This window comes from Paraburkholderia lacunae, from assembly GCF_003353175.1.
Classification (GTDB): Bacteria; Pseudomonadota; Gammaproteobacteria; order Burkholderiales; family Burkholderiaceae; genus Paraburkholderia; species Paraburkholderia lacunae.
Window position 1 is genome coordinate 79,294 of sequence record NZ_QHKS01000013.1, and the last position, 21,472, is coordinate 100,765.

A 21,472-nucleotide genomic window follows, 5' to 3' on the forward strand; every position below is an offset into this window, starting at 1 on the left:
CGGTATCGTGCGATCAAGTGATCGCCATATGCGATTATTCGCTTCCCCAACGAGAACGCGCGAAAAAGTGGTCCCACAGACAACGCACCTGTAGTACTCAACCGCCGGCATGCCGCAAAGTTCTCCAATGCCGAATTGGGTGAGCCCTCGGGCCGGTTTCACCATTGACGGGACACCGTGAAGGTCCGTACACAATTCACAGGTTGGCACGTTGCGTTCTCCCGTCTCGCTTTTCTGAATCGAGCGTATCACGACGCAGCGCCGTGTGTGCGCCCATCTCGTGGGTTGACTCTTTCCGCCAATCTCATGTCCGGTACGACCGCAATGCCAACCTCGTATTTATCTTGATCAGTTTCCTGTCCGGCGTTTGATGGGAAACCGTAGCGGTTCTCGCACCCCATCAAGATTCTGCTTGTCTGGAACTCTGTCCGACTGGACTCCTTTTTATTCTCGACTGCAAGTCGTCTATTGCAGGACATGAGTCGTGACTTGTGTCGTGTTCGTATTTGATGGATTCCGACAAGCAACTGATGCTCAGCCAAATCCAGTCGAACGCGGGGTGGCTGCCCGTTATGAAGCGATTCGCCGCTGAGGCGATAAGTTCGGCGAGAGCTTTGGCGGCGTGCGTCAATCCAGGAACCGCCTCATTCATGCCGCCAAAGGCTGTCTAACAGGATGAGTCGAACCTCAAGCCTGAGCCTCCGGTTCAAGTACGGCTCACGTCATCGTGTGCGCATCACACGTGGAAACACAAGCGTCCGGGCGATCTCATGAAGCGTGTCTATTTCGGAGCGCGTCCTCGCGATTGCCCACAGACCGTAGCGCGGCGTGGGTAGCCGACGGGCGTCACCGGAGAAGAGGGCGACGTGCTGTGCCACTCCGCCTTGCGCGCGGCGAATGGTCCGATTCGCACCGACACAATTCCAGCAAAACGGGGCGAGCACGTCAGAGGACCTCACGAGATGGATTACCAAGCCGGCTCCGTCGCCGTCGCGATCGTGGGTAATCTCCCACGAAAGGCGGCCGCCAAGCGTCGGCAGGCCCGTGATCCAGCCGCTCACTTCATGTTCGTCGAAGCCCCATAGGCGCAGGCCGACTCGAAACGTCGCATGCCTGGCGCGCGCGACGTCACCGTGTGGGCGGGAATGCTGACTGACCGCGTGCGTGAGATGCATGGACGTGCTTTCGTGGCGCATGATGAAGGATGGTTGGACCGGCGCCCGCCCGCGGATTTGCGAAGCCGCCGCCGGTCATGTGAAAGGGGATGCGGATGGGCGTCAGCAAGCGAGATCGAGTGGACGCGTGCGTAGATACGCATCGAAATCCGCTGCCACTTCCGGGTGCCTCAGCGCGAACTCGACCGTCGCCTTCAGGTAACCGAGCTTGCTGCCGCAGTCGAAACGCGTGCCGTGGTACTTGTACGCGAGCACCTGTTCGTCGGCGAGCAGCGACTGGATCGCGTCCGTCAGCTGCAGTTCGCCGCCCGCGCCCGGCTTCAGCGCGCGCAGATGGTCGAAGATGCGCGGCTTCAGCACATAGCGGCCCACCACGCCGAGATTCGACGGCGCGGCTTCCGGCGCCGGCTTTTCGACGATGCCCGACATCTTGATGATCGAGTCTTCCCACTCCTTGCCATCGACGATGCCGTACGACTTCGTGTCCGTGGCCGGGATCTCTTCGACACCGATCACCGAGCTGTGATAGTGGTCGAACACCTCGATCATCTGCTGCATGACGGGAGGCTTGCCGTACAGCAGGTCGTCCGCGAGGATCACGGCGAACGGGTTGTCGCCCACCAGTTTTTCGGCGCACATTACCGCGTGGCCGAGGCCAAGCGCTTCCGGCTGGCGCACATAGAAGCAGTCGACATGGCTCGGCTTGATGCTGCGCACCAGCTCCAGCAGCTTGGCCTTGCCGCGCGCTTCGAGTTCGGCCTCGATCTCATAGGACTTGTCGAAATGGTCTTCGATCGCGCGCTTGCTGCGCCCGGTGACGAAGATCATTTCCGTGATGCCCGCTGCCATCGCCTCTTCCACCGCGTATTGAATCAGCGGCTTGTCGACGATCGGCAGCATCTCCTTCGGACTTGCCTTCGTGGCAGGGAGGAAACGGGTGCCAAGACCTGCTACCGGAAATACCGCCTTGGTAACTTTGAGCATGAGTTGTTCTGCTATCCGTAATAGCGACACTAAAAAAGTAGCCTGCACTCTGAAAGAGGCAGGCCAAAGACCGAGGATGACTAAGCCACGTTTGCGCGGGGCCTGATAGATCATCTTTGGGATGACCAGACACAAGCATAAGAGCGAAAAACGGCGCATGGCGCGAGGTGGCGGAAGAAGCCCCGTTTTTGTCTAAAGCGAATACGCGTTTGTTTTGCAGGCCTTATGAGCGCAGGGGCAGTGAGCTCGAATAGGGGCAGACTCGGCTCGACCGTGCGAGTTTGCGATAAATACCGATACATCAAACCGGGCATCGCGGGCCCGGCACAGATTGATGAATGACGCGGCGAAACCGGCCATGTCGAGACATGGCGGCGCGGCTTGCTCTTCCGCCAGGGAAGAGCGCCGCGTCGATGCGCGCGTGCGGGTCTGGCCGAGCTGCGCGTGCTCAGGCCAGGCAGCTCGGAGGCGCTTCCTTGCGCATCCGGTAGTCGGTAGGTGTCGTCGCCAGATACTTCCTGAACAGCTTGGCCAACTGACCGCCGCTGCCGATACCGCAGCGCCGCGCGATCTTGTCGACAGGCAAACGCGATTCGACGAGCATCCGGCAGCTCATGTTCAGACGCGCGCGAAGCAGATAGTCGGAGGGCGTCATGCCGATCTCGCTCTTGAAGCGCCGCAGGAAATTGCGCTCGCTCATCGCAGCGACCTGCGCCGCGTCGTCGATAGAGATAGGACGATCGACATTGGCTTCCAGCCAGCGCGCCGAGGCCAGGATCTTCTCACTGACTTGGGGCTGGGGCATCAGGTTGTCGGTTATGGACGATCTGAAGGGCGCCTTGGGCTGCGGCGCGACCGAATTGGCAACCAGCCGCGCCAGTTCCGGTCCTAGGTCCTCTTCGACGATGCGCAGGGCAGTGTGCACGGCGTCCGGCGCTTCGCTCAGTGGCCGTAGCGAATAAAGGTCGTGCGCTTCGTTGTCGCCATACAGAAGCGGGCAGTAGCGGCTGGGAAGCCCAGCCGCTTCCAGAAGCAGTCGCCCTTCCGAGATTGGATGAACAATCTCGCTGAACGGATGCCTACGGCGCAGCCAATTGGTGAGACGTTCTTCGCGGCACGCCTGCTGCACCCCCGTGCCTCCTGCGATGAACAGCAGGTGCGTGTCATTCGTGCCTCGGTGGGACTCGACGCTCTCGGTCCAGACAAACATCCACGACGAACTCGCGATGCGGCCGCCCGAAGCAGAAAGCAGCGAAACATCATAGAGTGCGCGCCCCGATCGCCGCGATGCGATGAGCGCGTTTGCCTTCTGGAAGATCTCGATGATCGCTGCGACCTTTGGCAGCGTAAAGCCATTAAACAACGCTATGTCGACGCGAGTCGTCTCGCTCGTTTGCATCGGCACGGCGGTTTGCCACGAGCTGCGCGGCGAAGTATTGACCAGCTCCATTGATTTTTCCCCGGAATGTTTTTGACCTGCAGAGTCCCTTCCCAAGACTCTGTCTTTTTTCTTATTGACGAATACTATCCAAATGATTACGAAGTCATTATTGCATGGCCGAATTAACCAACATGTTGGCCGTTCAGGACATTGGATCATTAACAAACGCACGGTCACGCTGCGTACTCGCAGCCGGGTTGCTTCACGCGGTTAGCATGAAGATGTCACTGCTCTGAGAAACTGAGGTTGAGTGTATGGGGCTATTTGAGTTTATTTATATGCGTTTTGATATGTAGCCGGAAATTATTGCGATATCGATACCGATTTATTGGTATTGCTTGTGTAATACACAGTAAGAACTACATTTTGCATTAAAGTCGGGCACTCACTGGGCACGATCGCGGAGCCGGCGGATCGGATGCCGCGCAAGGCATACCTCAGAGCGCAGCATGGGTCCGCTTCCAATCGAACCGGGATTTTTAGGGCAGGGCATGTCCCTGGTTCGTTTTAACGAGGGTGCCGATATCATACGTGCGCCAGGTTCAGTTCGGCTGCCGTACGGGCCGGTTACAGGCCCGAATCAGGCATGATTTTGCCGAGGTCAGTTTTACGATCCGCAAACGATTGCGCTCGAGCCTAAATAAGCCGGGAGCGCGGCCGTTAACGCGTCTATGCACAAACAAGACATTCAATCAATCGTTGATGCCGCCCGCGAAACCGCGGACACCATTGTCGGCGCGCTCGAGTGGAATACGGCCGAAGATGCCAGCGCGATGCACGACGTGATCTTCTGGGACATGATCGCCAAGCGATTGCCCAACATGAGCATTGCCGATCTGCATAGCGCAAAGTGTTTGCCAGGGCAAGTCTACAAGCGTCCTGGCGTTGACGGGCGCGCCACCGGTACCCGGGACCTGGAAATGCGCCGGGCGGAAAAGGGCAATCATTGATACTTCGGGACGAACGCGCATTTCGCGCGTGGACGCGGAGTCGGCGCGGATTCACATCGTCATCGGCCCCGCGGCCAACGTTCACGACGTCAAGGCGGTCGACGCCGTGCGGGACGGCGGCCTCACTGTAGACCCGAAGTTCGATTGGTTTGCGATGCCTGAGAGGGGCAGATTTCGTGGATGTTTACGAAATGAACGCAGACGCGACGAACGACGCGAGGCCGATCGGCACCAACAAGATCGTGCCCAGTCTCATCCGCATCATCAATTTGGCCCTCGCGGCCTCCCAAGGTCCGCGTGCGCGACGCGGCTGGAACTCGAGGAAGATCAGCCTTCGGAAGTGCCGTCTTCCGACTCTCAAAGCGGAAAGGAGGCTGAAGCTCAGATAGACCAGAGTCCAAACGAAACAAAATTTGGAAAGAATCGAAAGAAAGATCGCCATATAGCCGCCCACTTGATTTAACAATCTAGACGTGTGGAGACTACAGAGCGATACAGCCACTTTCCTGACAAACTTTTGTCTTTATCCGTCGAGCATCCTTGTGGTCCCCGGGTCTTCCATTCCCGAATCTTTGCGTCGGCGATGCTGGTCAATAAATCTCGGACATGCTGAAGCTCACTCCGGCAGCGTCGTTCCGGGAAACAATCGGTGGTTCGTCGAGTTCCCATGCAACGCCGATATCAGGATCATTCCAGAGCAAGGTACGCTCATGCTCAGGATGCGAGCGCTCAGTGGTCTTGCAGAGGAGCTCGGCGACATCCGACAACACAACCCAACCGTGGGCGAAACCCGGTGGTATCCACAGTTGCTGACAATTGGACGCAGACAACCTCGCGCCGATCCAGCGGCCGAAAGTCGGTGACCAACGTCGCAGATCAATCGCTGCATAGAAGATCTCACCGACGACGACCCGTACCAGCTTGCCCTGGGGACGCTGGAGCTGGTAATGCATGCCGCGTAGTACATGGCGAGCCGACACCCAGTGGTGGTCCTGGACGAACGTGTAGCCACGGATAATCTTTTCCTCAAATTCACTCTGGTCGAAGCTTTCGAAGAATACTCCGCTTCCATCGCTGGAGATGAGCGGCGCGATCAGCTTGACGTCACGAATCGCTGTATGCATTACCTGAATAGTCATGGGAAAACGATCGAGATGAACTTTGCACAATCGAACCCAGCGCTGCGGCAGTGGGAATCGGCTCGAATGCTGGCGGCTTAGTTGTGTGCGTCAGGTACATGCAGAAGAGATATTGCTGATCATCGGCTGCGCCTCCCGGGTACCACATGCGGCGCTGCATGAAAATCGCGCCTATGAAGGTCGGTATGTTACGAGGAGGGACTGGGTGATTTCGGCTATTTAGTTGGCGTAATCCGCCAATTAATTGTCAATTGCCCAATCTTGTCTAACCCCCGCACCTTATTGATCTAATTGCTCGCCTTGGATTTGACTCGGTAGTGGCAGATTGCGGACCAAGGCAATTGAGCGGGGTTGACTGTCTCGCGTGTGGGGCGACGGCAAGTAGAAGAGAGTAGTCGCAGAAATGGAATGGTCCATGGAACAGATCCAGGCATGCGTTGCGCATTCATTCACGCGCCGCAAAGAATCCTTCGACAGTCAGCAAGGCGGCCGCCGTAATTTCGCATCTCTATTGCCCATTGTGTAGTAGTGAGACATAAGGCATGAAACACGAGACTGGCTTATTCCGTCGTGTAAGAGGCGAGTGGGCTAAAACGCCAACATGTTGGCGTTTTCCGTCAGTCACATTACGTCAGATACGACTCTATGTATGATGCACTGCAACCGAAGTCGAGATTTCTTTCTGCGAGATAACACGTCGCTGCATCGCTCGAGAACATTTTATGGTGTGCATTTGCCTCGAAAAACTGGAGAAGAGAACAGTGTTCGTTTTGAGGAAAAGAGCCAGGGTGCGCGGGACGGGCGTAGGTGAGTATCCCGCGGTGATAGTAACGACCAGGTGAAGAGCGCGTTAGCACTAGTCAGGCGTGACTTCGGCATTGATGTCATGCGCGACATTGCCGAGTGCCAGTCGTTGGCCACGCTAACAAGCTAGCTTCGCTTCTGTCCGATACAAGCGCTGTAGCGCTAGTCACACGGTATGGGCGATCTGCGAACAGCCCATGTCGCCGCAGCTCACGATGAGCGAGCACAATTTTCTGCGTGGCTTCAGGCGCGAAGATCGATGCATGCCGTCTGAGCACGTGTTGCAGTTACATCCGAGGGTGGCCTCGCAACTGCTCACGGAGACAGATGCGCCAATCGAAAAGATCGCGAGGCGTAACGGCTGGACGGAGGGTGACTTTTTTTATAAATGCTCAGCGCTGACACCGTCTAGTACTGAAAACGCAGTTTCGAACAGGTTGGGATGCGCCGGCATAGCGCGGGACAACGGTAGATTTTGTGGTAGGTGAGTTCAAGCGCTCGTTGCTGATCTCGTTTGAACTACGAATAGGAGTGCGTATGGACTACAAGTCGGCGGCGGAAATTGATCATGGCAGTGACGATAGCGAAGTCGTCCCGACCGGGCAGGGATTTTCTGCGGCGCCTGTGCGACTCGTGCCTGTCGTGCTTGCTGGAGGGGCGGGGTCGCGGCTGTGGCCTATGTCGCGCGAGCAATATCCGAAGCAATTGATCGACGTTCTGGGCCCGGACTCGCTCCTGCAAGCTACCGTGCAGCGAATGAAGGGTTTTCAAGCCGACCTCGGGGCTGCGAGCTCACCCATTATCGTATGCGGCGACGAACATCGTTTCGTTACGGCAGAGCAACTCCGGGCGAGAGGAATCGATGCACGCATTGTGGTCGAGCCGGCGCGGCGCGATACGGCACCGGCGCTGACGCTTGCCGCCGCGGCGGCGTGTGCGGACGGTGAAGACGCGATAGTTGTTGTGATGCCGGCGGATCACGCGATTGTGGATGTATCGGCTTTCCAGTTGGCGATCGCGCAGGCAGCGCAGCACGCGGAGCGCGGCGCGATTGTGACGCTTGGCGTGCCGCCGACACGGCCCGATAGCGGCTTTGGTTATATCAAGCTTGGCGTGGCCCTTGCCAGCGGTGCACATCGCATTGAGCGCTTTGTTGAAAAACCCGCGGCCGAATTGGCCGCACAGTATCTCGCATCGGGGCAGTACTGGTGGAATAGCGGGATATTTGTCGTGCGTGCGAGCGTGTGGCTTGCCGTGCTCAGGATGATACAACCGGCGATGTATGACGCATGCGTGTCAGCACACGCACAGGGTGCGAGCGACGGCTTGTTCTTCCGGCCAGGCGCTGACGCCTTCAAGTCTTCTCCGTCGGACTCGATCGACTACGCAGTGATGGAGCGTCTGGGATCGGAGGAAAAATTCGCAAAAGGTGTGGTGATTCCGCTCGAAGCAGGATGGTCGGATCTCGGTTCGTGGGATGCGGTGTGGGAGGCACTCGACAAGGATGCGGACGGTAACGCCGGGCGCGGTCGGGTCGTGTTCGAAGGCGCGACGTCGAGCTTTGCGCATTCGGAAGGGCGTCTCGTTGCGTGCGTCGGCGTGACCAATGTCGTCGTTGTGGAAACCGATGATGCCGTGCTGGTCGCGGACCGTTCGCGTGTGCAGGAAGTCAAGAGTGTGGTCAACCGGATTCGAGCATTGCAAGCGCCTGAGGCCGATGTGCATCGAAAGGTGCGGCGCCCATGGGGTTACTACGATTCAATCGACCATGGTGAGCGCTTTCAGGTAAAGCGGATCGTCGTGAACCCGGGCGGGCGTCTGTCGCTGCAATTGCATCATCATCGCGCCGAGCACTGGATCGTGGTAAGCGGCACGGCGCTTGTCACGCGCGGTAGTGAGCAATTCATGCTCAGCGAGAACCAGTCGACATTCATTCCGCTGGGCGTGACGCATCGTCTGGAGAACCCGGGCAAGCTGCCACTCGAGCTTATTGAAGTGCAGTCCGGATCGTATCTCGGAGAGGACGACATCGTTCGATTTGATGACACATACGGTCGCGCTTGACGCGTCGGCGTGTTACGCAGTCCAACTTCAGGCGGGGGAATCGCGAGATGCTCGGGATACAGGGGTTATTGGCGCGACTTGTCGATGTCGTTCTCATTGTGGCAGGGGCGCTGGTGGCGTCGCACATCCGCTTTGAAGATCTGGGACAAAGTCGGGTAGATGGGGCGTTTATTACGTTTTCTGTCGCGTTCGCGCTTGTGTCGTTTCCGGTCTTCGGCTTGTACGAGTCGTGGCGTGGCCGCTCGATGTTGCGCCTGACTGGGCAGGTATCGCTGGCGTGGCTCGTGGTTCAGGCGTGCGGTCTGGTACTGATGTTTTCACTGCATCGTACCGATTTTATCTCGCGCTTGTGGTTCACTTACTGGATCGCGATCACGGGCGGCGCGTTGATTGTGTCGCGACTGATGCTGCATGCGGTGCTGCGCAGCGTGCGTTACGCCGGAATGAATCTGCGCGACGTGGCAGTGGTAGGGGTTGGCGCACATTGCCAGGAAGTCGTGTGCAAGATGGAAGCGTCGCCGGCTAGTGGCTTTCGTGCATCCGCAATGTTTGACGTGGATCCGGGGGCGGCGGCCATACCGAAGGGTGTGCCGGTATTCGACGACTTTCAGAAATTCTCTGAACACGTTCGGAAAACCGGCGTGCAAGAAATCTGGCTGGCTCTTCCGTTGTCGGAAGAGTCGACCATGCTGCGCTTCGTCAATGAGTTTCGCGACGACCTTGTGAACATTCGCTTCATTCCGGATGTACGCAGCATGGCGTTGTTTGATGGCGGAGTGATCGACCTGATCGGTGCACCTGCAATTAGCCTCGTCGCGTCGCCACTGCCGCCGCGCGCGATATTGCAGAAAGAAATCTTCGATCGCGTATTTGCGGCTCTTGCACTGCTCGCTTTGATGCCGCTGCTGACAGTCATTGCGGTTGCCGTGAAATGTTCATCGCATGGCCCTGTGTTCTTTACGCAATTTCGCAAAGGGGCCGACGGCCGCGTGTTCAAGATCTACAAGTTTCGAACGATGCGGCCGCACGCCGAAAGGACGGGCGTGGTCACGCAGGCTACGAAGGGTGATCCTCGCATCACGCGCCTGGGCGCGCTCCTGCGGCGCACTAGTCTCGACGAGCTACCGCAGTTTTTTAATGTGCTCCGCGGCGAAATGTCGGTGGTCGGGCCGCGTCCCCATGCGATCGAGCACGATGAGCTTTATCAGAAGGTCATCAACGGCTATATCCATCGCTACCGGATCAAACCGGGCATTACTGGCTGGGCCCAGGTGAACGGATTCCGTGGTGAGACTGATCGGGTCGAGAAGATGCAGAAGAGGGTGGAGCATGACCTTTACTACCTGCGCAATTGGTCGTTCGCGCTGGACATGCGAATTGTCGTGACAACGGTAGCGAAGGGACTGGTTAGCAGCAACGCGTACTAACCGCCCGAATGGATGACTCGAGCAGCATTTGAATTTCCGTATTGAAGCCGCCACCCGCGCTTTCAGGCTTGTCCGCCATGAGGCGATGCTTGTCCGATTTCTCCCGTGTGCAGGCCAGGCACTGCGAATTCCGCATGGAGAACGAAATTGACTCCACATGTGACCACACATTTACGGAGTTTCCGGGATGCCTCTTATGCAATTCTGAGCGGCGAAAGAAATCGCGGTAGGAAAGAAGAGTTGAACGAAATTCGAGGGAAATATCTGATGGGATTTTTGGCTAAGTGTCGCGGAGAAAGAGTGGAGCGTCCCGTTCGTCGCTGTACTCGTCTGCTGGTGAGTGTCGCCGCAAGTGCCGCGCTGTCGGCTTGCGCAGTTGCTCCAGGGATGCGGATGACTACTCCCGCGACGCTGCCGGTCGCAAGCGGAAACTCACAGTCACCGCCGACAGAGATGCAGATTCCGATTACTGATATCAACGTCGCTTTGACGGAAAAGATGCGCTTGGAGAATGCGCAGGCAAGCGCGGTGCAACTCCGTGAACTGGTGAGTAAGCCGGAGCCATACACTCTGGGTGTGGGCGACGTGCTACAGGTTACGGTATGGGATCACCCTGAACTGGCGACAGCGCTGGGCGCTCAAGCGCAAACGAACACCCGCTCGTACGATCCCGCACAAGGGTTCCTGATTGACGAAAACGGCAATGTGCAGTTGCCCTATGCAGGAAGCGTTCATGTTGCCGGCCTGCGTGTCGATCAGACCCAGCACGCGGTGTACGCCGCATTGAGCAACGTTTTCGTCCGGCCGCAGGTGACGGTCCGTGTGGCCTCGTTTCGCGCCAAGCAGGTCTATGTCGACGGCGAGGTGCGCGCGCCTGGCGCGATACCGATTAACGACGTTCCGATGACCCTGTTCGAAGCCATCAACCGGGCGGGCGACTTCAGTACGACGGCTGATCAAAGCCGGATGATCCTGGTGCGGGACGGCGTCTCGTATCGGTTGAACCTCTCGAGCATGCTCACTAGCGATCAGAATCCTTCGAAGATTCTGCTAAAGAGCGGCGACTTATTACGCGTCGTTTCGCGCGATGACAACGGTGTATTTGTCATGGGCGAGGTCAATAAGCCCGTGACCGCCGTTCCCATGAAGAGCGGCAAGCTCACGTTGAGCGATGCCATTTCTCAGGCCGGCAGTCTGAATAGCGCCAGCGCCGACGCTGCCCAACTCTATGTGATTCGCGGCTCATCTGACGCGACACCGCAGGTATTCCATCTCGATGCGCATTCGCCGGTTGCAATGGTGCTGGCGAACCAGTTCGAGTTGCAGCCCAAGGACGTCGTGTATGTGGACGGTAACGGCCTGGTTCGCTTCGGCCGGGTGCTGAGTCTGCTGTTGCCAGCTATCAACGCAGGCTTGACCGGGGCGGTTCTCACGAAATGATGGACAGCATTCTTGTTGTGTGTGAAGGCAACATTTGCCGGAGTCCGATGGCACAGGCTCTGCTCGCCAGGCAATTGCCCGGCGTCAGTGTGATGTCCGCCGGTTGGGCCGCGGTCGTCGGGCGCGGTGCCGACCCCATCGCGATCGAGTTGATGGCCGAGCGTGAAATTGACATTGGAGGCCATATCGCCGTGGACCTGAATCTGCACCACATGCGTTCAGCACAGCTGGTTTTGTCGATGACGCAGGCGCAGCGCAGGCAAATCGAAACGGACTATCCATTCGCGAAGGGGAAGGTCTATCGCCTCGGCGAACACCAGGGCATAGACGTACTAGACCCGTACCGCAAAGGACGTGCAGCCTTCGAGATGGCTTTGGCGCAAATCGAACTTGGTGTGGCGCACTGGCTCGACGCAATGGTTCGACTGACTCACTAATCTATGGCAACCATCAATCAAAATCGATTCATCGATTCGCCGATTGGCGACGAAATACACCTTTCCGAATACCTTGCCGTTATTGTGGAGAGCTGGAAGCTGATCGTAGCGATCGCGGCAACTGTGCTGATTGTCGGCACGCTCTATGCGTTTCTCGCGAGGCCGGTGTATCGCGCCGATGCGATGATTCAGGTTGAAGATAGTGCAAATTCAGCCAAAGACGCTCTGGGCCAACTGGCGTCGATTTTCGACACCAAGCAGACCGCTGACGCCGAGATCGAGTTGATCCGCTCGCGGCTCGTGGTCGGCCAGACAGTTGGTTCACTGCACCTCGATATCAGCGCGCAGCCGCGCTATTTCCCGCTAATCGGTGCCGTGCTCGCACGGCATGCCGGGGGCAATGAATTGGCGCCGGCTCTGTTCGGCATGGAGCGTTTTGCGTGGGGTGGCGAGAAGATTGAAGTATCGCTATTCAATGTCCCGAGGGAGAGCTACGACGTCAGGTACACATTGGTGGCACGCGGCGACGACAAATTCGATCTGGTCGATCCGGATGGTGACGTCGTCCTGCACGGACGAGTGGGCGAGAGAGTCCGAGGCATGGAATCAGCTGGTTCGGTTGAATTGCAGGTCGCGCGTCTTGAAGCGCGCCCCGGCACCCAGTTCATTGTGACGCGGGCGTCGACGCTCATCACGATCAATCAGTTGCAGGACGCACTTGTCATCGCCGAGAAGACCAAACAATCCGGGGTGATTGGCGTCTCGCTCGACGGTGCGGACAGCAAGCGTACCGCTGAGATTATCAATACGATCGCGACGACCTACGTCCAGCAGAATATCGACCGGAAGTCCGCCGAAGCGGAGCATACGCTCACCTTTCTGGACCAGCAATTGCCGCAGCTTCGCAAGCAGCTCGATCAGGCAGAGGATCGCTACAACGCATTCCGCAACAAGAAGGGGACGGTCGATCTGACCGAAGAAAGTCGTTTGCTGTTGCAGCAGATCGTCGACAGCAAGACCAAGCTCGTCGACCTGGAGCAACAGCGCATCGAGATGGCGCAGCGTTTCACGCCGTCGCATCCGGGAGTCGTAGCGCTGGCTGCGCAGATCGCCTCTCTCGAGGCACAGCAGGAGCAGTTGAATAAGCGTGTCTCGACTTTGCCGGACACGGAACAGTCGGCGTTGCGGTTGCTGCGCGATGTACGTGTCAACACGGAGTTGTACACAAACCTGTTGGATAGCGCCCAGCAGTTGCGGATCGTCAAGGCAGGTCAGGTCGGCAATGTCCGTGTGGTCGACTACGCCGTTGCGGGCGAGTCGCCGGTCAAGCCGAAGCGACCTTTGGTGATCGTGCTGGCGGCAGTGCTGGGCCTCGTTGCGGGGACGGTAGCGGCGTTCGTCAAGAGTGCGCTATTCGGCGGTGTCGAGAACAGCGAGGAAATCGAGCTGGCGCTGGGCCTGCCGGTCTACGCCGCCGTGCCGCATAGCGAGACGCAGGTGCGTTTGCGGCAAGGCATGCGGCGCGGCCGCGGCGGTCATCACGTTCTGGCGTCGATTGCGTCGCACGACGTGGCTATCGAAGGGATTCGCAGTCTGCGTACCGCGCTGCAGTTCGGCCTGCTCGATGCCGTCAATAACGTGATCGTTATCACCGGACCACGCCCCGAGGTCGGGAAATCCTTTATGTCGGTCAATCTCGCGGCGGTGCTCGCGAGCGGCGGCAAACGCGTCTTGCTGATCGATGCGGACATGCGGCGTGGCGACGTGCATAGCTATTTCGGTGTGTCCAGACAGCCAGGGCTTTCGGATGTCATCGCAGGATCGGACGTTGAAAGTGCAGTCTTGCGCGAAGTGCTGCCAGGCATGGACTTGCTGCCGAAGGGCTCATTGCCGCCGAATCCGGCTGAACTACTCATTAGCGAGCGCTTCAAGACGATGCTCGAGAACCTCTCCAGTCGCTACGACATCGTCATTGTCGACACTCCCCCGTTGCTGGCTGTGACCGATGCAGCTCTGATAGGTAAGCACGCTGGCGCGACCTTGATGGTGGTTCGTCATGGTCGCCACCCGATGCCGGAAATTCTGGAATCTGCCAACCGTCTGCGCAACGTCGGAGTCACGCTCAAGGGCGTGCTATTTACCGACGTGCCGCAGCGACGTCTCGGTTATGGCACGTACTACTACGGCTACGAAAGCAGCGCTGAATAAGCGTCGCAACACCCAAGCATGGCGCGAGGACGACCCCGGCGCATCGACTATGAGGAGCATCAAACCATGAGTCACAAAGTTGCCTTGATTACCGGCGTCACAGGCCAGGATGGTTCGTACCTTGCCGAGTTACTGTTGAACAAGGGCTATGAAGTTCACGGCATCAAACGCCGCGCATCACTGTTCAACACGGAACGAATCGACCACCTGTACCAGGACCCGCACACATCTGATCGCCGCTTCATATTGCACCACGGCGATCTGACGGATTCGACCAGCCTGGTGCGGATCATCCAACGCGCGCAACCGGATGAGATTTACAACCTCGGGGCGCAAAGCCATGTCGCTGTCTCGTTCGAGGAGCCGGAATATACGGCGAACACGGATGGCATCGGCGCGTTGCGCATCCTCGAGGCGATCAGAATTCTCGGCCTCGAAAAGAAGACTCGCTTCTATCAGGCCTCGACGTCTGAACTCTACGGACTGGTGCAGGAAATCCCGCAGAAGGAAACGACCCCTTTCTACCCGCGTAGTCCGTACGCGGTTGCCAAGCTGTACGCCTACTGGATTACGGTCAACTACCGCGAGGCGTATGGCATCTACGCGTGCAACGGCATCCTGTTCAATCATGAGTCGCCGGTGCGCGGAGAAACCTTTGTGACACGCAAGATCACGCGAGCGATCGCCCGTATTGCAGTCGGCCTGCAGGAGTGCCTTTACCTCGGCAACATGTCGGCGCTGCGGGACTGGGGCCACGCGCGCGATTACGTCGAGATGCAATGGTTGATGCTTCAGCAGGAACAGCCTGAGGACTTTGTCATTGCTACGGGTGTGCAGTACAGCGTGCGTGAGTTCGTTCAGCATGCCGCCGCTGAATTGGGCATCAAGTTGCGTTTTGAGGGATCTGGCGTCGATGAGGTGGCGGTTGTCGAGCGGGTCGAAGGTAGCGAAGCTAAGGTGGCGCCGGGCGACGTGATCGTGCGCGTCGATCCGCGCTACTTCCGCCCTGCCGAAGTGGAGACGCTGTTGGGCGATCCGACCAAGGCGCACGAGAAGCTGGGCTGGAAGCCGGCTACATCGTTCGAATCGCTGGTCAAGGAAATGGTGCGGGCCGACTTTCAGGTGGCGAAGCGGGATGCGTTGGTGACGCTCGCGGGTTTCAAGACGTTTGAGTACAACGAGTGAACACCATGGACAAGAACGCTCGAATCTTTGTCGCGGGGCACCGCGGAATGGTTGGCTCTGCGTTGCTGCGCAACCTCGCTTCCCGAGGCTACCGCAATGTCGTGACGCGCAGCCGCGCCGAACTCGACTTGACCAGCCAGGACGCCGTCGAGGGATTCTTCCGCGATGAGGCGATTGATGTAGTCATGCTTGCCGCCGCCAAGGTCGGTGGGATTCTGGCTAACGACACCTATCCGGCGGACTTCCTGTATCTGAACCTGATTATCGAAGCCAACGTGATTAATTCGGCTTATCGTGCCGGCGTTCGGCGGCTGGTGTTTCTCGGGTCGTCGTGCATTTATCCGCGCGAAGCCCCGCAGCCGATCAAGGAGGATTATCTTCTGACGGGTCCTCTGGAGAGCACCAACGAGCCGTACGCGATCGCGAAGATCGCTGGCATCAAGCTTTGCGAAGCTTTCAATCGCCAGTTCGGTACGCAATACATATCGTTGATGCCGACCAACCTCTATGGACCGAACGACAACTACGACTTGAAGACCAGTCATGTGTTGCCGGCGTTGCTGCGCAAAGCCCACGAAGCGAAAGCCAGCGGTGCGGGCAGTCTCACGGTATGGGGAACAGGCCGGGTACGCCGCGAGTTCCTGCACGTCGACGACATGGCCGATGCGGCTGTGTTTCTGCTTGAGCAAGGTATCGCGGCGGGTTGGTACAACGTCGGCTGCGGCGCGGACGTCACGATTGAGGAGCTGGCGCACGCTGCCATGCGTGCGGTGGGGTTCGACGGTCGGATCGAGTTTGACGTCAGCAAGCCGGACGGCACGCCGCAGAAACTGCTCGACGTGAGCAAGCTTGCGGAGTTCGGGTGGCGCGCGAAGATCGGCCTGGAAGAAGGGTTGGCCACAACCTATCAGGACTTCTTGAGGCGCTACGAGACGCAAGTCCTGGAGCGGGCCTAATCGCATTCCGGCAAGAAATGAAAATGATGCGATTCGACGAAAGCAGCGTGACTTGGGTCTTCGCCCAACAGGCGGTATCGCGCCTGCTAGTGGCGTTCAAGTTCTTCCTGCTTGCTCGGTTGTTGGGCCCGCAATCCATCGGTCTGATCGCGGCTTGCCTGATGGCATTGTCGATTGCGGAGTCGCTGACCGAGATGGGTATGAGCCATGCACTGATCCAGCGGCGCGAGCTACTGGATCAGGGTGGTCTGGATGCACTGTGGACCGCGACTGCGCTGCGGGGTTTGTTGCTTACGGTTGTCTTATTTGCCGCTTCCGGCCTGATCGCGCGGTTAATGAATATTCCGGAGGGGAAAACCGTATTGCAGATGGTCGCGCTGGTACCACTCGCGAGGTGTATCGCCAGCGTACGCGTGGTAATCGCGCAGCGCGAACGGCGTTTTCGTACTGTCGCGTTGTTGACGAGCAGCTTTGTCATGGCCGATTTCGTGATGTCCGCTGTCGCGGCATTGACCTATCGCGAGGTTATCTGGGTACTAGCGGCTTTGCCGCTGTCGGAGTTTCTCAAAGCCATCGCCTCGCATATCGTGTTCAAGACAAGGCCACGGCTGAACTTCGACACCAAGCCGCTAGGCGAAGTCATGGAGTTCGGTCGTTGGGTTTGGGCGAGCAGCTTGCTAACAGTGATTGTCAACCAGTTGGACCGGATCATCACGGTCAAGACATTCGGCGTGCAGACTTTGGGTCTGTACCAGACCGCAAGTCGCCTGGCGCAGTTCGGTGTGGCCGACTTTGGCATTGCGATGAGCCAGTACCTGTTTCCGAACTTTTCCGAACTCGCGCGTCACGACAAAAGCCGCGCCGCGCGATATGCGTTGGCGCTGTTCAGTCAACTGGGAACGATAGCACTCGTGGTGGCGACGTTTCTCTGTGTTGCCGCCCCCGACATTATCCGACTGGCACTAGGCAAGCAATGGAGCGGTGCCGTACCGTTTTTCCGCGTCTTCGTTTATCTGATGGCGGCTGGCGTGCTGGTCGGGCTGCTGACGGCCTACCTGCGTGGCACGGGCAGGCCGAGCCGCGTGACACGAGGGACGGTGGTGCAACTGGTGTGCCTGCTGGTCTCATCAGGGATTCTCGTACCGTGGCTTGGACCCATCGGTGTCGCTTTCGCCGCAACGATTTCGGTGTTTGTGTGCGCAGCCATGATGCTCTGCGACGTTCTGTCGGACGGTCGTGATCAGATGCGGCAGTTGCTTCCACTCGCCACGATAGGAGTACCCGCTACGGCCTTGATTGTGATTCTGGGGCAAGTGCTCTCCGCGCTTCCGTATCACGCCGTGGGCATCGGGTTCGTCAGTGCCGTCGCATTGGTCTTGCCTTTACAACGGCTGCGGGCCGGAATAACGCTTACCGTCTAGAGAGGGATTGTTATGCGCATCATGCACGTGGTCCTGACGCCGCGGCATTCCGGAGCCGAAATGCTCGCCGCCACGTTGGCGGAGGTGCACACGAGCACCCAATTCGGTGTGGTTGGCGTCATGGGAATCAATCCGTGCGAGGACGCCTTCGGGCCGGTTTGGGCGAAATTAAAGGAACAGGGTGTCTGGTGCGCGTCGCCTGATCGATTGCTAGGGCGTGTGGGACGCCTTCACTTTATCCGCTCGATGCTGCGCGATTTTCTCCCGGACGTCATTGTTGCGCACTCGGTCATCCCGGCTGCTTACGCACGTCTCGCTTTGAAATTCACGACATCGGCTGTTCCAGTAGTTACCGTCATGCATGCAGCGACCAATGACGACTACGCGGGCGGTCTTCTCAGGTTGAGCGAGCGCATTCTCAAGCGTGATGCAGCGGCCGTTGTCACCGTCACCGAGACCGCCGCAAACAATTACCGTTTGCGGTGCGGCGTTCCGCGCCGGCTTCTGACTATCCCGAATGGCACCGACCTTGACCGCTTCGCATTCGATGAAAACGCCAGACGGCGGCTGCGGGCTGAATTCGAGGTCGACGAAGGTGTGTCGGTGGTGCTTCAGGTGGGGCGCCTGTCGCCGGTGAAGAATCAGGCCGCTAGCGTGCTGGCACTGAAAGACATGCTGCGCGCGGGCTTGTCCGTCGAATTGTGGCTGGCAGGACTGACAGAAGACCCATCCTACGGCGACGCCCTGAAGCGATTGGTCGAGCAGCACGGTTTGTCCGGGAAAGTGCGATTTCTCGGAAGCCGGCCGGACGTTGCGGCGTTGCTCTGCGCAGCGGACGTGTACGTCATGCCTTCGGAGCGGGAGGCACACAGTGTCGCGATGATTGAAGCACTCGCGAACGGCGTGCCAATTGTGGCGTCGACCATACCCGTGTTTGAGTTCGCCTTGCGTTTTCCCGGCGTTGTCACCGTCGATCCAGCGAGTCATCGAGACTATGCAGCGTCGATCACAAAGGTGCTTTCGGCAGCACATGGTCGCCACCAGCGGGACTTGACCCAATATTCGATCGCGCATGTCGCCCGACGATACGCAGCATTATTCGACGAGGTCACGTCGCGTACGCGATTTGGCGCGGACACGGCTCGAGAAGGAGTGACATGAGCAGGCTGCTGATAGTGGAACCTGAGGCGACGGGACACCGTATGGTGCTCTATGTCCGTCTGATTGCCGAAGAGGCGCACCTGCGCGGATGGAAAGTCACGTTAATGACGACCGCTTCGGCGCTCGCCCATTCCGCAACACAAAGCGCGATATCGGCCTTGGGATTCAAGCTGGACATTGCAAAGATGCCGGAGATTGCACGGGGAAACGGATATGGAAAGCTTCAGCTGCTGTCTGGACAGCGAGCCTACCTGCGTGCTTTCGAACAGGGTTACCGCGAGTACCGTAAAACCAATGCGGTCAATTTCGTCTATGTTCCGTACCTTAACTACATTGACAAACTCGCCGGATTGTATGGGTCTCCTTTTGGCGCGACTCCTTTCGGGGGCATGATCCTTGCCGCGAAATTTCATCATCACGCGTGCGGTATCGCGGGACCGAGGGGGAGGATGGATGTCGTCAACAGAGTGTTGTTCCAACGATTGTTGAGCCTTCGGACGCTGGCGCTCGCTACGACGATAGATGAACCACTACCGAAGTATGTGATGCGGAACATGCCGGCGCTGGCACCCAAGATCAGGTATGTACCGGACGCGTCGTTCATCCGTCAACCGGCGGAACGGCGGACATCTCGACGGGCGTTGGGATTGGAGGAAGGCGATTTTGTTGTCGCTTCCTATGGTTCTCTTAGTCCGAGAAAAGGCCTCGCACGGTTATTGAGCATGTTTTCCGCTGCGGACCTTCCCAAACACTTCCGGCTCCTGCTTGCTGGCGCGCAAGATGCCGAGGCCGCCCATCTGATTCGGTCGTTTATGGCGGAGGCGGGGGAGCGTCGGTCGCAGGTGGTCGTTCTCAACAGATTCTGCACCGAGTTGGAAGAAGGGTGGGTATTCGCGGCGGCCGATGCAATGTGGCTGTGTTATGAAAACTTTAGTGGAATGAGTGGCGTGCTGATTCAGTCTGCTCAAGCGGGTGTGCCTGTGATCACCTCAAACTATGGCCTTATCGAACACAATCGGGCAAAGAGTTCACTAGGGTTGCGGTGGGACGATTTTTTGCTCACGGCGTTGCCTGTGCCACGCTTTGACTGGAACAAGTTAGAGTCGGTCGCGTATTCCATTCGGGGCTCATCTCAACTGGCCGAATTCGCGGTCCAACATAGCCCCAAGCAATTCGGGTACAACGTTATAGATGGGATCGCCGGCGTTCAGCGGATGGAGGTGCGCGCGTGACTATCGCTAGCTTGATGCGCTCTCTGCGGGGTCAGAGTTCCGGTGCAACACGGAACTCGCCACGATCGAGAGAATACCAGGGTGCGGACAAGCGCCCCCGGGTCGCCATCGTGTACCACTTTTTCCCGCATTACCGGAAAGGCGTGCTTGATGCGATTAGCCAATGCGACTTTGATGTGACGTTCTTTGGCGATCCCGTGGATCGCTATCAAGGCATACCCTCGCTGCGCTTCGAGGCCAACAAGGATTTCAGGCCGGCGGAAGTCAAGGTGGTCCGTGACATATCGTTTCAGTGGGCTGCGGTACGCGCATCCTTATCGAGCGAGTTTGATGTATTGGTGTTGCTCGCCAACCCCAATTTCCTTACGACCTGGCTGGCGGCGGCGATCGGGCGTCTTACAGGAAAGCGCGTGCTGTTTTGGGGGCACGGATTTCTGTCGGCTAATCGGTCTGTAAAAAATTACGCGCGGCGAATGTTCTTCTCCCTGGGACACGCGCAATATCTATACGGGTACCGTGCAAAATGCATTGCCGAAAGTTTTGGATTTCGCTCCAGGAACCTCTATGTAGGATTTAACAGTCTGGATTACCAATCACAGTTGCGTACGCGCCGTGATTTGCTATCGCGTCCCGAGGTGCCTCGGCAGTCGCCTCAAATTCGTATCCTCGGCGTGTCCAGATTGACTGACAAGTGTGAATACGACGTTTTGATGCACGCGGTGTCATTGGCGGAACGGACGTCGGAGCGGCGCTTCAAGTTGACGCTTATAGGAGGCGGGCCAGCGGAGAGGAAGCTCAAGGAGCTTGCCTCGGAACTGAAGCTGGATATCGACTTCGTTGGCGAACTGTATGACGAGGCGGCGGTGGCGGCATACATCTTCGATTCCGATGTGGTTGTATCTCCCGGAAAAATCGGACTGACCGCCATGCATTCGCTAATGTTCGGTACGCCAGTCATTTCCCACTCTGACATGGATCGTCAAATGCCGGAAGTGGAGGCGGTCGCGCCGGGTATCTCGGGGATTCTGTTCCGTTACGGCGACATGACTGATCTGTCGAAGTGTCTGATTTCGGTTCCGGATGTATTTCATGATCGACGTCAGACGCAAAAGAATTGTTTCAGAATTATCGACGAAATATACAACCCGTACAGGCAATGCGAAGTCCTCTCGGATGCAATTTATGGCAAGCCCGCGGGGCAGGGTAACGACATGGCAGCCCTCTATGGAGATGCGTGTGAAGGTCGCGCTTAGAACAGCGTTGCGCAGCGTCAGAAGATTTCTCTGGCGCAGGATGCTCAGGCTAAACGATGTGCACCCAACGGTGCTGTTTGGCGGATTTGGCGATATTAGTCGCGATTTTCACGCCGACGAATATGTGTACGTCGGACCCGGTTGTCGAATCAATCCAGGCGTTCGTGTCGGCAGCTATTCGATGCTGGGGCCCGA

At 58.0% G+C, this 21,472-nt stretch carries 15 protein-coding genes; 12 read left to right on the forward strand and 3 right to left on the reverse strand.

The genetic code is table 11. The features are described from left to right. Positions 1-1,277: 1,277 nt before the first annotated feature. Both galU and DLM46_RS20835 read right to left on the reverse strand, forming a co-directional pair. The gene (gene galU / locus DLM46_RS20830; protein ID WP_115103311.1) at positions 1,278-2,159 is read right to left on the reverse strand and encodes a UTP--glucose-1-phosphate uridylyltransferase GalU; all 882 of its coding nucleotides are present in this window, start codon (positions 2,157-2,159) and stop codon (positions 1,278-1,280) included. 448 nt (positions 2,160-2,607) lie between these two features. Beyond that, positions 2,608-3,609 carry a GlxA family transcriptional regulator gene (locus tag DLM46_RS20835; protein ID WP_115103313.1) on the reverse strand — a complete coding sequence of 334 codons (1,002 nt, stop codon included), beginning with the start codon at positions 3,607-3,609 and terminating at the stop codon, positions 2,608-2,610. A gap of 662 nt (positions 3,610-4,271) precedes the next feature. On the opposite strand from DLM46_RS20835, the gene DLM46_RS39865 reads away from it, so the two are divergent. Further along, positions 4,272-4,550, forward strand: a complete 279-nt coding sequence (locus DLM46_RS39865; protein WP_115103315.1) for a hypothetical protein — start codon at positions 4,272-4,274, stop codon at positions 4,548-4,550. 590 nt (positions 4,551-5,140) lie between these two features. Here DLM46_RS39865 and rfbC read toward each other — a convergent pair. Next, positions 5,141-5,689: a dTDP-4-dehydrorhamnose 3,5-epimerase gene (gene rfbC, locus DLM46_RS20850; protein ID WP_115103320.1), complete on the reverse strand. Its 549-nt coding sequence runs from the start codon at positions 5,687-5,689 to the stop codon at positions 5,141-5,143. Positions 5,690-7,030: 1,341 nt separating this feature from the next. On the opposite strand from rfbC, the gene DLM46_RS20855 reads away from it, so the two are divergent. From DLM46_RS20855 to DLM46_RS20905, 11 genes are all read left to right on the forward strand, one after another. After that, positions 7,031-8,557 carry a mannose-1-phosphate guanylyltransferase/mannose-6-phosphate isomerase gene (locus DLM46_RS20855; RefSeq protein ID WP_115103322.1) on the forward strand — a complete coding sequence of 509 codons (1,527 nt, stop codon included), beginning with the start codon at positions 7,031-7,033 and terminating at the stop codon, positions 8,555-8,557. Between the two features lie 47 nt (positions 8,558-8,604). Next, complete coding sequence (locus tag DLM46_RS20860) at positions 8,605-9,984, forward strand: undecaprenyl-phosphate glucose phosphotransferase (RefSeq protein WP_115103324.1); 1,380 nt, start codon at positions 8,605-8,607, stop codon at positions 9,982-9,984. Between the two features lie 267 nt (positions 9,985-10,251). Continuing rightward, positions 10,252-11,424 (forward strand): polysaccharide biosynthesis/export family protein, encoded by a 1,173-nt coding sequence (locus tag DLM46_RS20865; protein ID WP_165848033.1) that lies wholly within the window; start codon positions 10,252-10,254, stop codon positions 11,422-11,424. Then, positions 11,421-11,861 (forward strand): low molecular weight protein-tyrosine-phosphatase, encoded by a 441-nt coding sequence (locus DLM46_RS20870; RefSeq protein WP_115103328.1) that lies wholly within the window; start codon positions 11,421-11,423, stop codon positions 11,859-11,861. Before DLM46_RS20865 ends, DLM46_RS20870 begins: the two co-directional genes overlap by 4 nt. 3 nt (positions 11,862-11,864) lie before the next feature. Continuing rightward, the gene (locus tag DLM46_RS20875; protein WP_115103330.1) at positions 11,865-14,069 is read left to right on the forward strand and encodes a polysaccharide biosynthesis tyrosine autokinase; all 2,205 of its coding nucleotides are present in this window, start codon (positions 11,865-11,867) and stop codon (positions 14,067-14,069) included. A 66-nt stretch (positions 14,070-14,135) separates the two neighbouring features. Next, positions 14,136-15,254: a GDP-mannose 4,6-dehydratase gene (gmd, locus tag DLM46_RS20880; protein ID WP_115103333.1), complete on the forward strand. Its 1,119-nt coding sequence runs from the start codon at positions 14,136-14,138 to the stop codon at positions 15,252-15,254. Between the two features lie 5 nt (positions 15,255-15,259). Beyond that, a complete protein-coding gene (locus DLM46_RS20885; protein WP_115103335.1) occupies positions 15,260-16,210 on the forward strand; it encodes a GDP-L-fucose synthase family protein in 951 nt (316 codons plus the stop codon). Positions 16,211-16,233: 23 nt separating this feature from the next. Beyond that, entirely contained in the window at positions 16,234-17,631 is a 1,398-nt protein-coding gene (locus DLM46_RS20890) for an oligosaccharide flippase family protein (protein WP_244306314.1), read from the forward strand. Between the two features lie 12 nt (positions 17,632-17,643). After that, positions 17,644-18,792 (forward strand): glycosyltransferase, encoded by a 1,149-nt coding sequence (locus DLM46_RS20895; protein WP_115103339.1) that lies wholly within the window; start codon positions 17,644-17,646, stop codon positions 18,790-18,792. Further along, positions 18,789-20,024 (forward strand): glycosyltransferase, encoded by a 1,236-nt coding sequence (locus DLM46_RS20900; RefSeq protein WP_115103341.1) that lies wholly within the window; start codon positions 18,789-18,791, stop codon positions 20,022-20,024. The genes DLM46_RS20895 and DLM46_RS20900 overlap by 4 nt, the downstream gene beginning before the upstream one ends. Beyond that, on the forward strand, positions 20,021-21,277 hold the full coding sequence (locus DLM46_RS20905; protein ID WP_115103343.1) for a glycosyltransferase: 1,257 nt from the start codon (positions 20,021-20,023) through the stop codon (positions 21,275-21,277). Before DLM46_RS20900 ends, DLM46_RS20905 begins: the two co-directional genes overlap by 4 nt. The last annotated feature ends 195 nt before the right edge of the window (positions 21,278-21,472 follow it).

Bases quoted from the DNA above. Each gene is read 5' to 3' on its own strand.
- rfbC (WP_115103320.1), bottom strand. From the start codon at position 5,689: ATGACTATTCAGGTAATGCATACAGCGATTCGTGACGTCAAGCTGATC.
- DLM46_RS20865 (WP_165848033.1), top strand. From the start codon at position 10,252: ATGGGATTTTTGGCTAAGTGTCGCGGAGAAAGAGTGGAGCGTCCCGTT.
- DLM46_RS20875 (WP_115103330.1), top strand. From the start codon at position 11,865: ATGGCAACCATCAATCAAAATCGATTCATCGATTCGCCGATTGGCGAC.
- DLM46_RS20835 (WP_115103313.1), bottom strand. From the start codon at position 3,609: ATGGAGCTGGTCAATACTTCGCCGCGCAGCTCGTGGCAAACCGCCGTG.
- gmd (WP_115103333.1), top strand. From the start codon at position 14,136: ATGAGTCACAAAGTTGCCTTGATTACCGGCGTCACAGGCCAGGATGGT.
- DLM46_RS20860 (WP_115103324.1), top strand. From the start codon at position 8,605: ATGCTCGGGATACAGGGGTTATTGGCGCGACTTGTCGATGTCGTTCTC.
- DLM46_RS20855 (WP_115103322.1), top strand. From the start codon at position 7,031: ATGGACTACAAGTCGGCGGCGGAAATTGATCATGGCAGTGACGATAGC.
- DLM46_RS20895 (WP_115103339.1), top strand. From the start codon at position 17,644: ATGCGCATCATGCACGTGGTCCTGACGCCGCGGCATTCCGGAGCCGAA.
- galU (WP_115103311.1), bottom strand. From the start codon at position 2,159: ATGCTCAAAGTTACCAAGGCGGTATTTCCGGTAGCAGGTCTTGGCACC.
- DLM46_RS39865 (WP_115103315.1), top strand. From the start codon at position 4,272: ATGCACAAACAAGACATTCAATCAATCGTTGATGCCGCCCGCGAAACC.
- DLM46_RS20890 (WP_244306314.1), top strand. From the start codon at position 16,234: ATGATGCGATTCGACGAAAGCAGCGTGACTTGGGTCTTCGCCCAACAG.
- DLM46_RS20870 (WP_115103328.1), top strand. From the start codon at position 11,421: ATGATGGACAGCATTCTTGTTGTGTGTGAAGGCAACATTTGCCGGAGT.
- DLM46_RS20900 (WP_115103341.1), top strand. From the start codon at position 18,789: ATGAGCAGGCTGCTGATAGTGGAACCTGAGGCGACGGGACACCGTATG.
- DLM46_RS20885 (WP_115103335.1), top strand. From the start codon at position 15,260: ATGGACAAGAACGCTCGAATCTTTGTCGCGGGGCACCGCGGAATGGTT.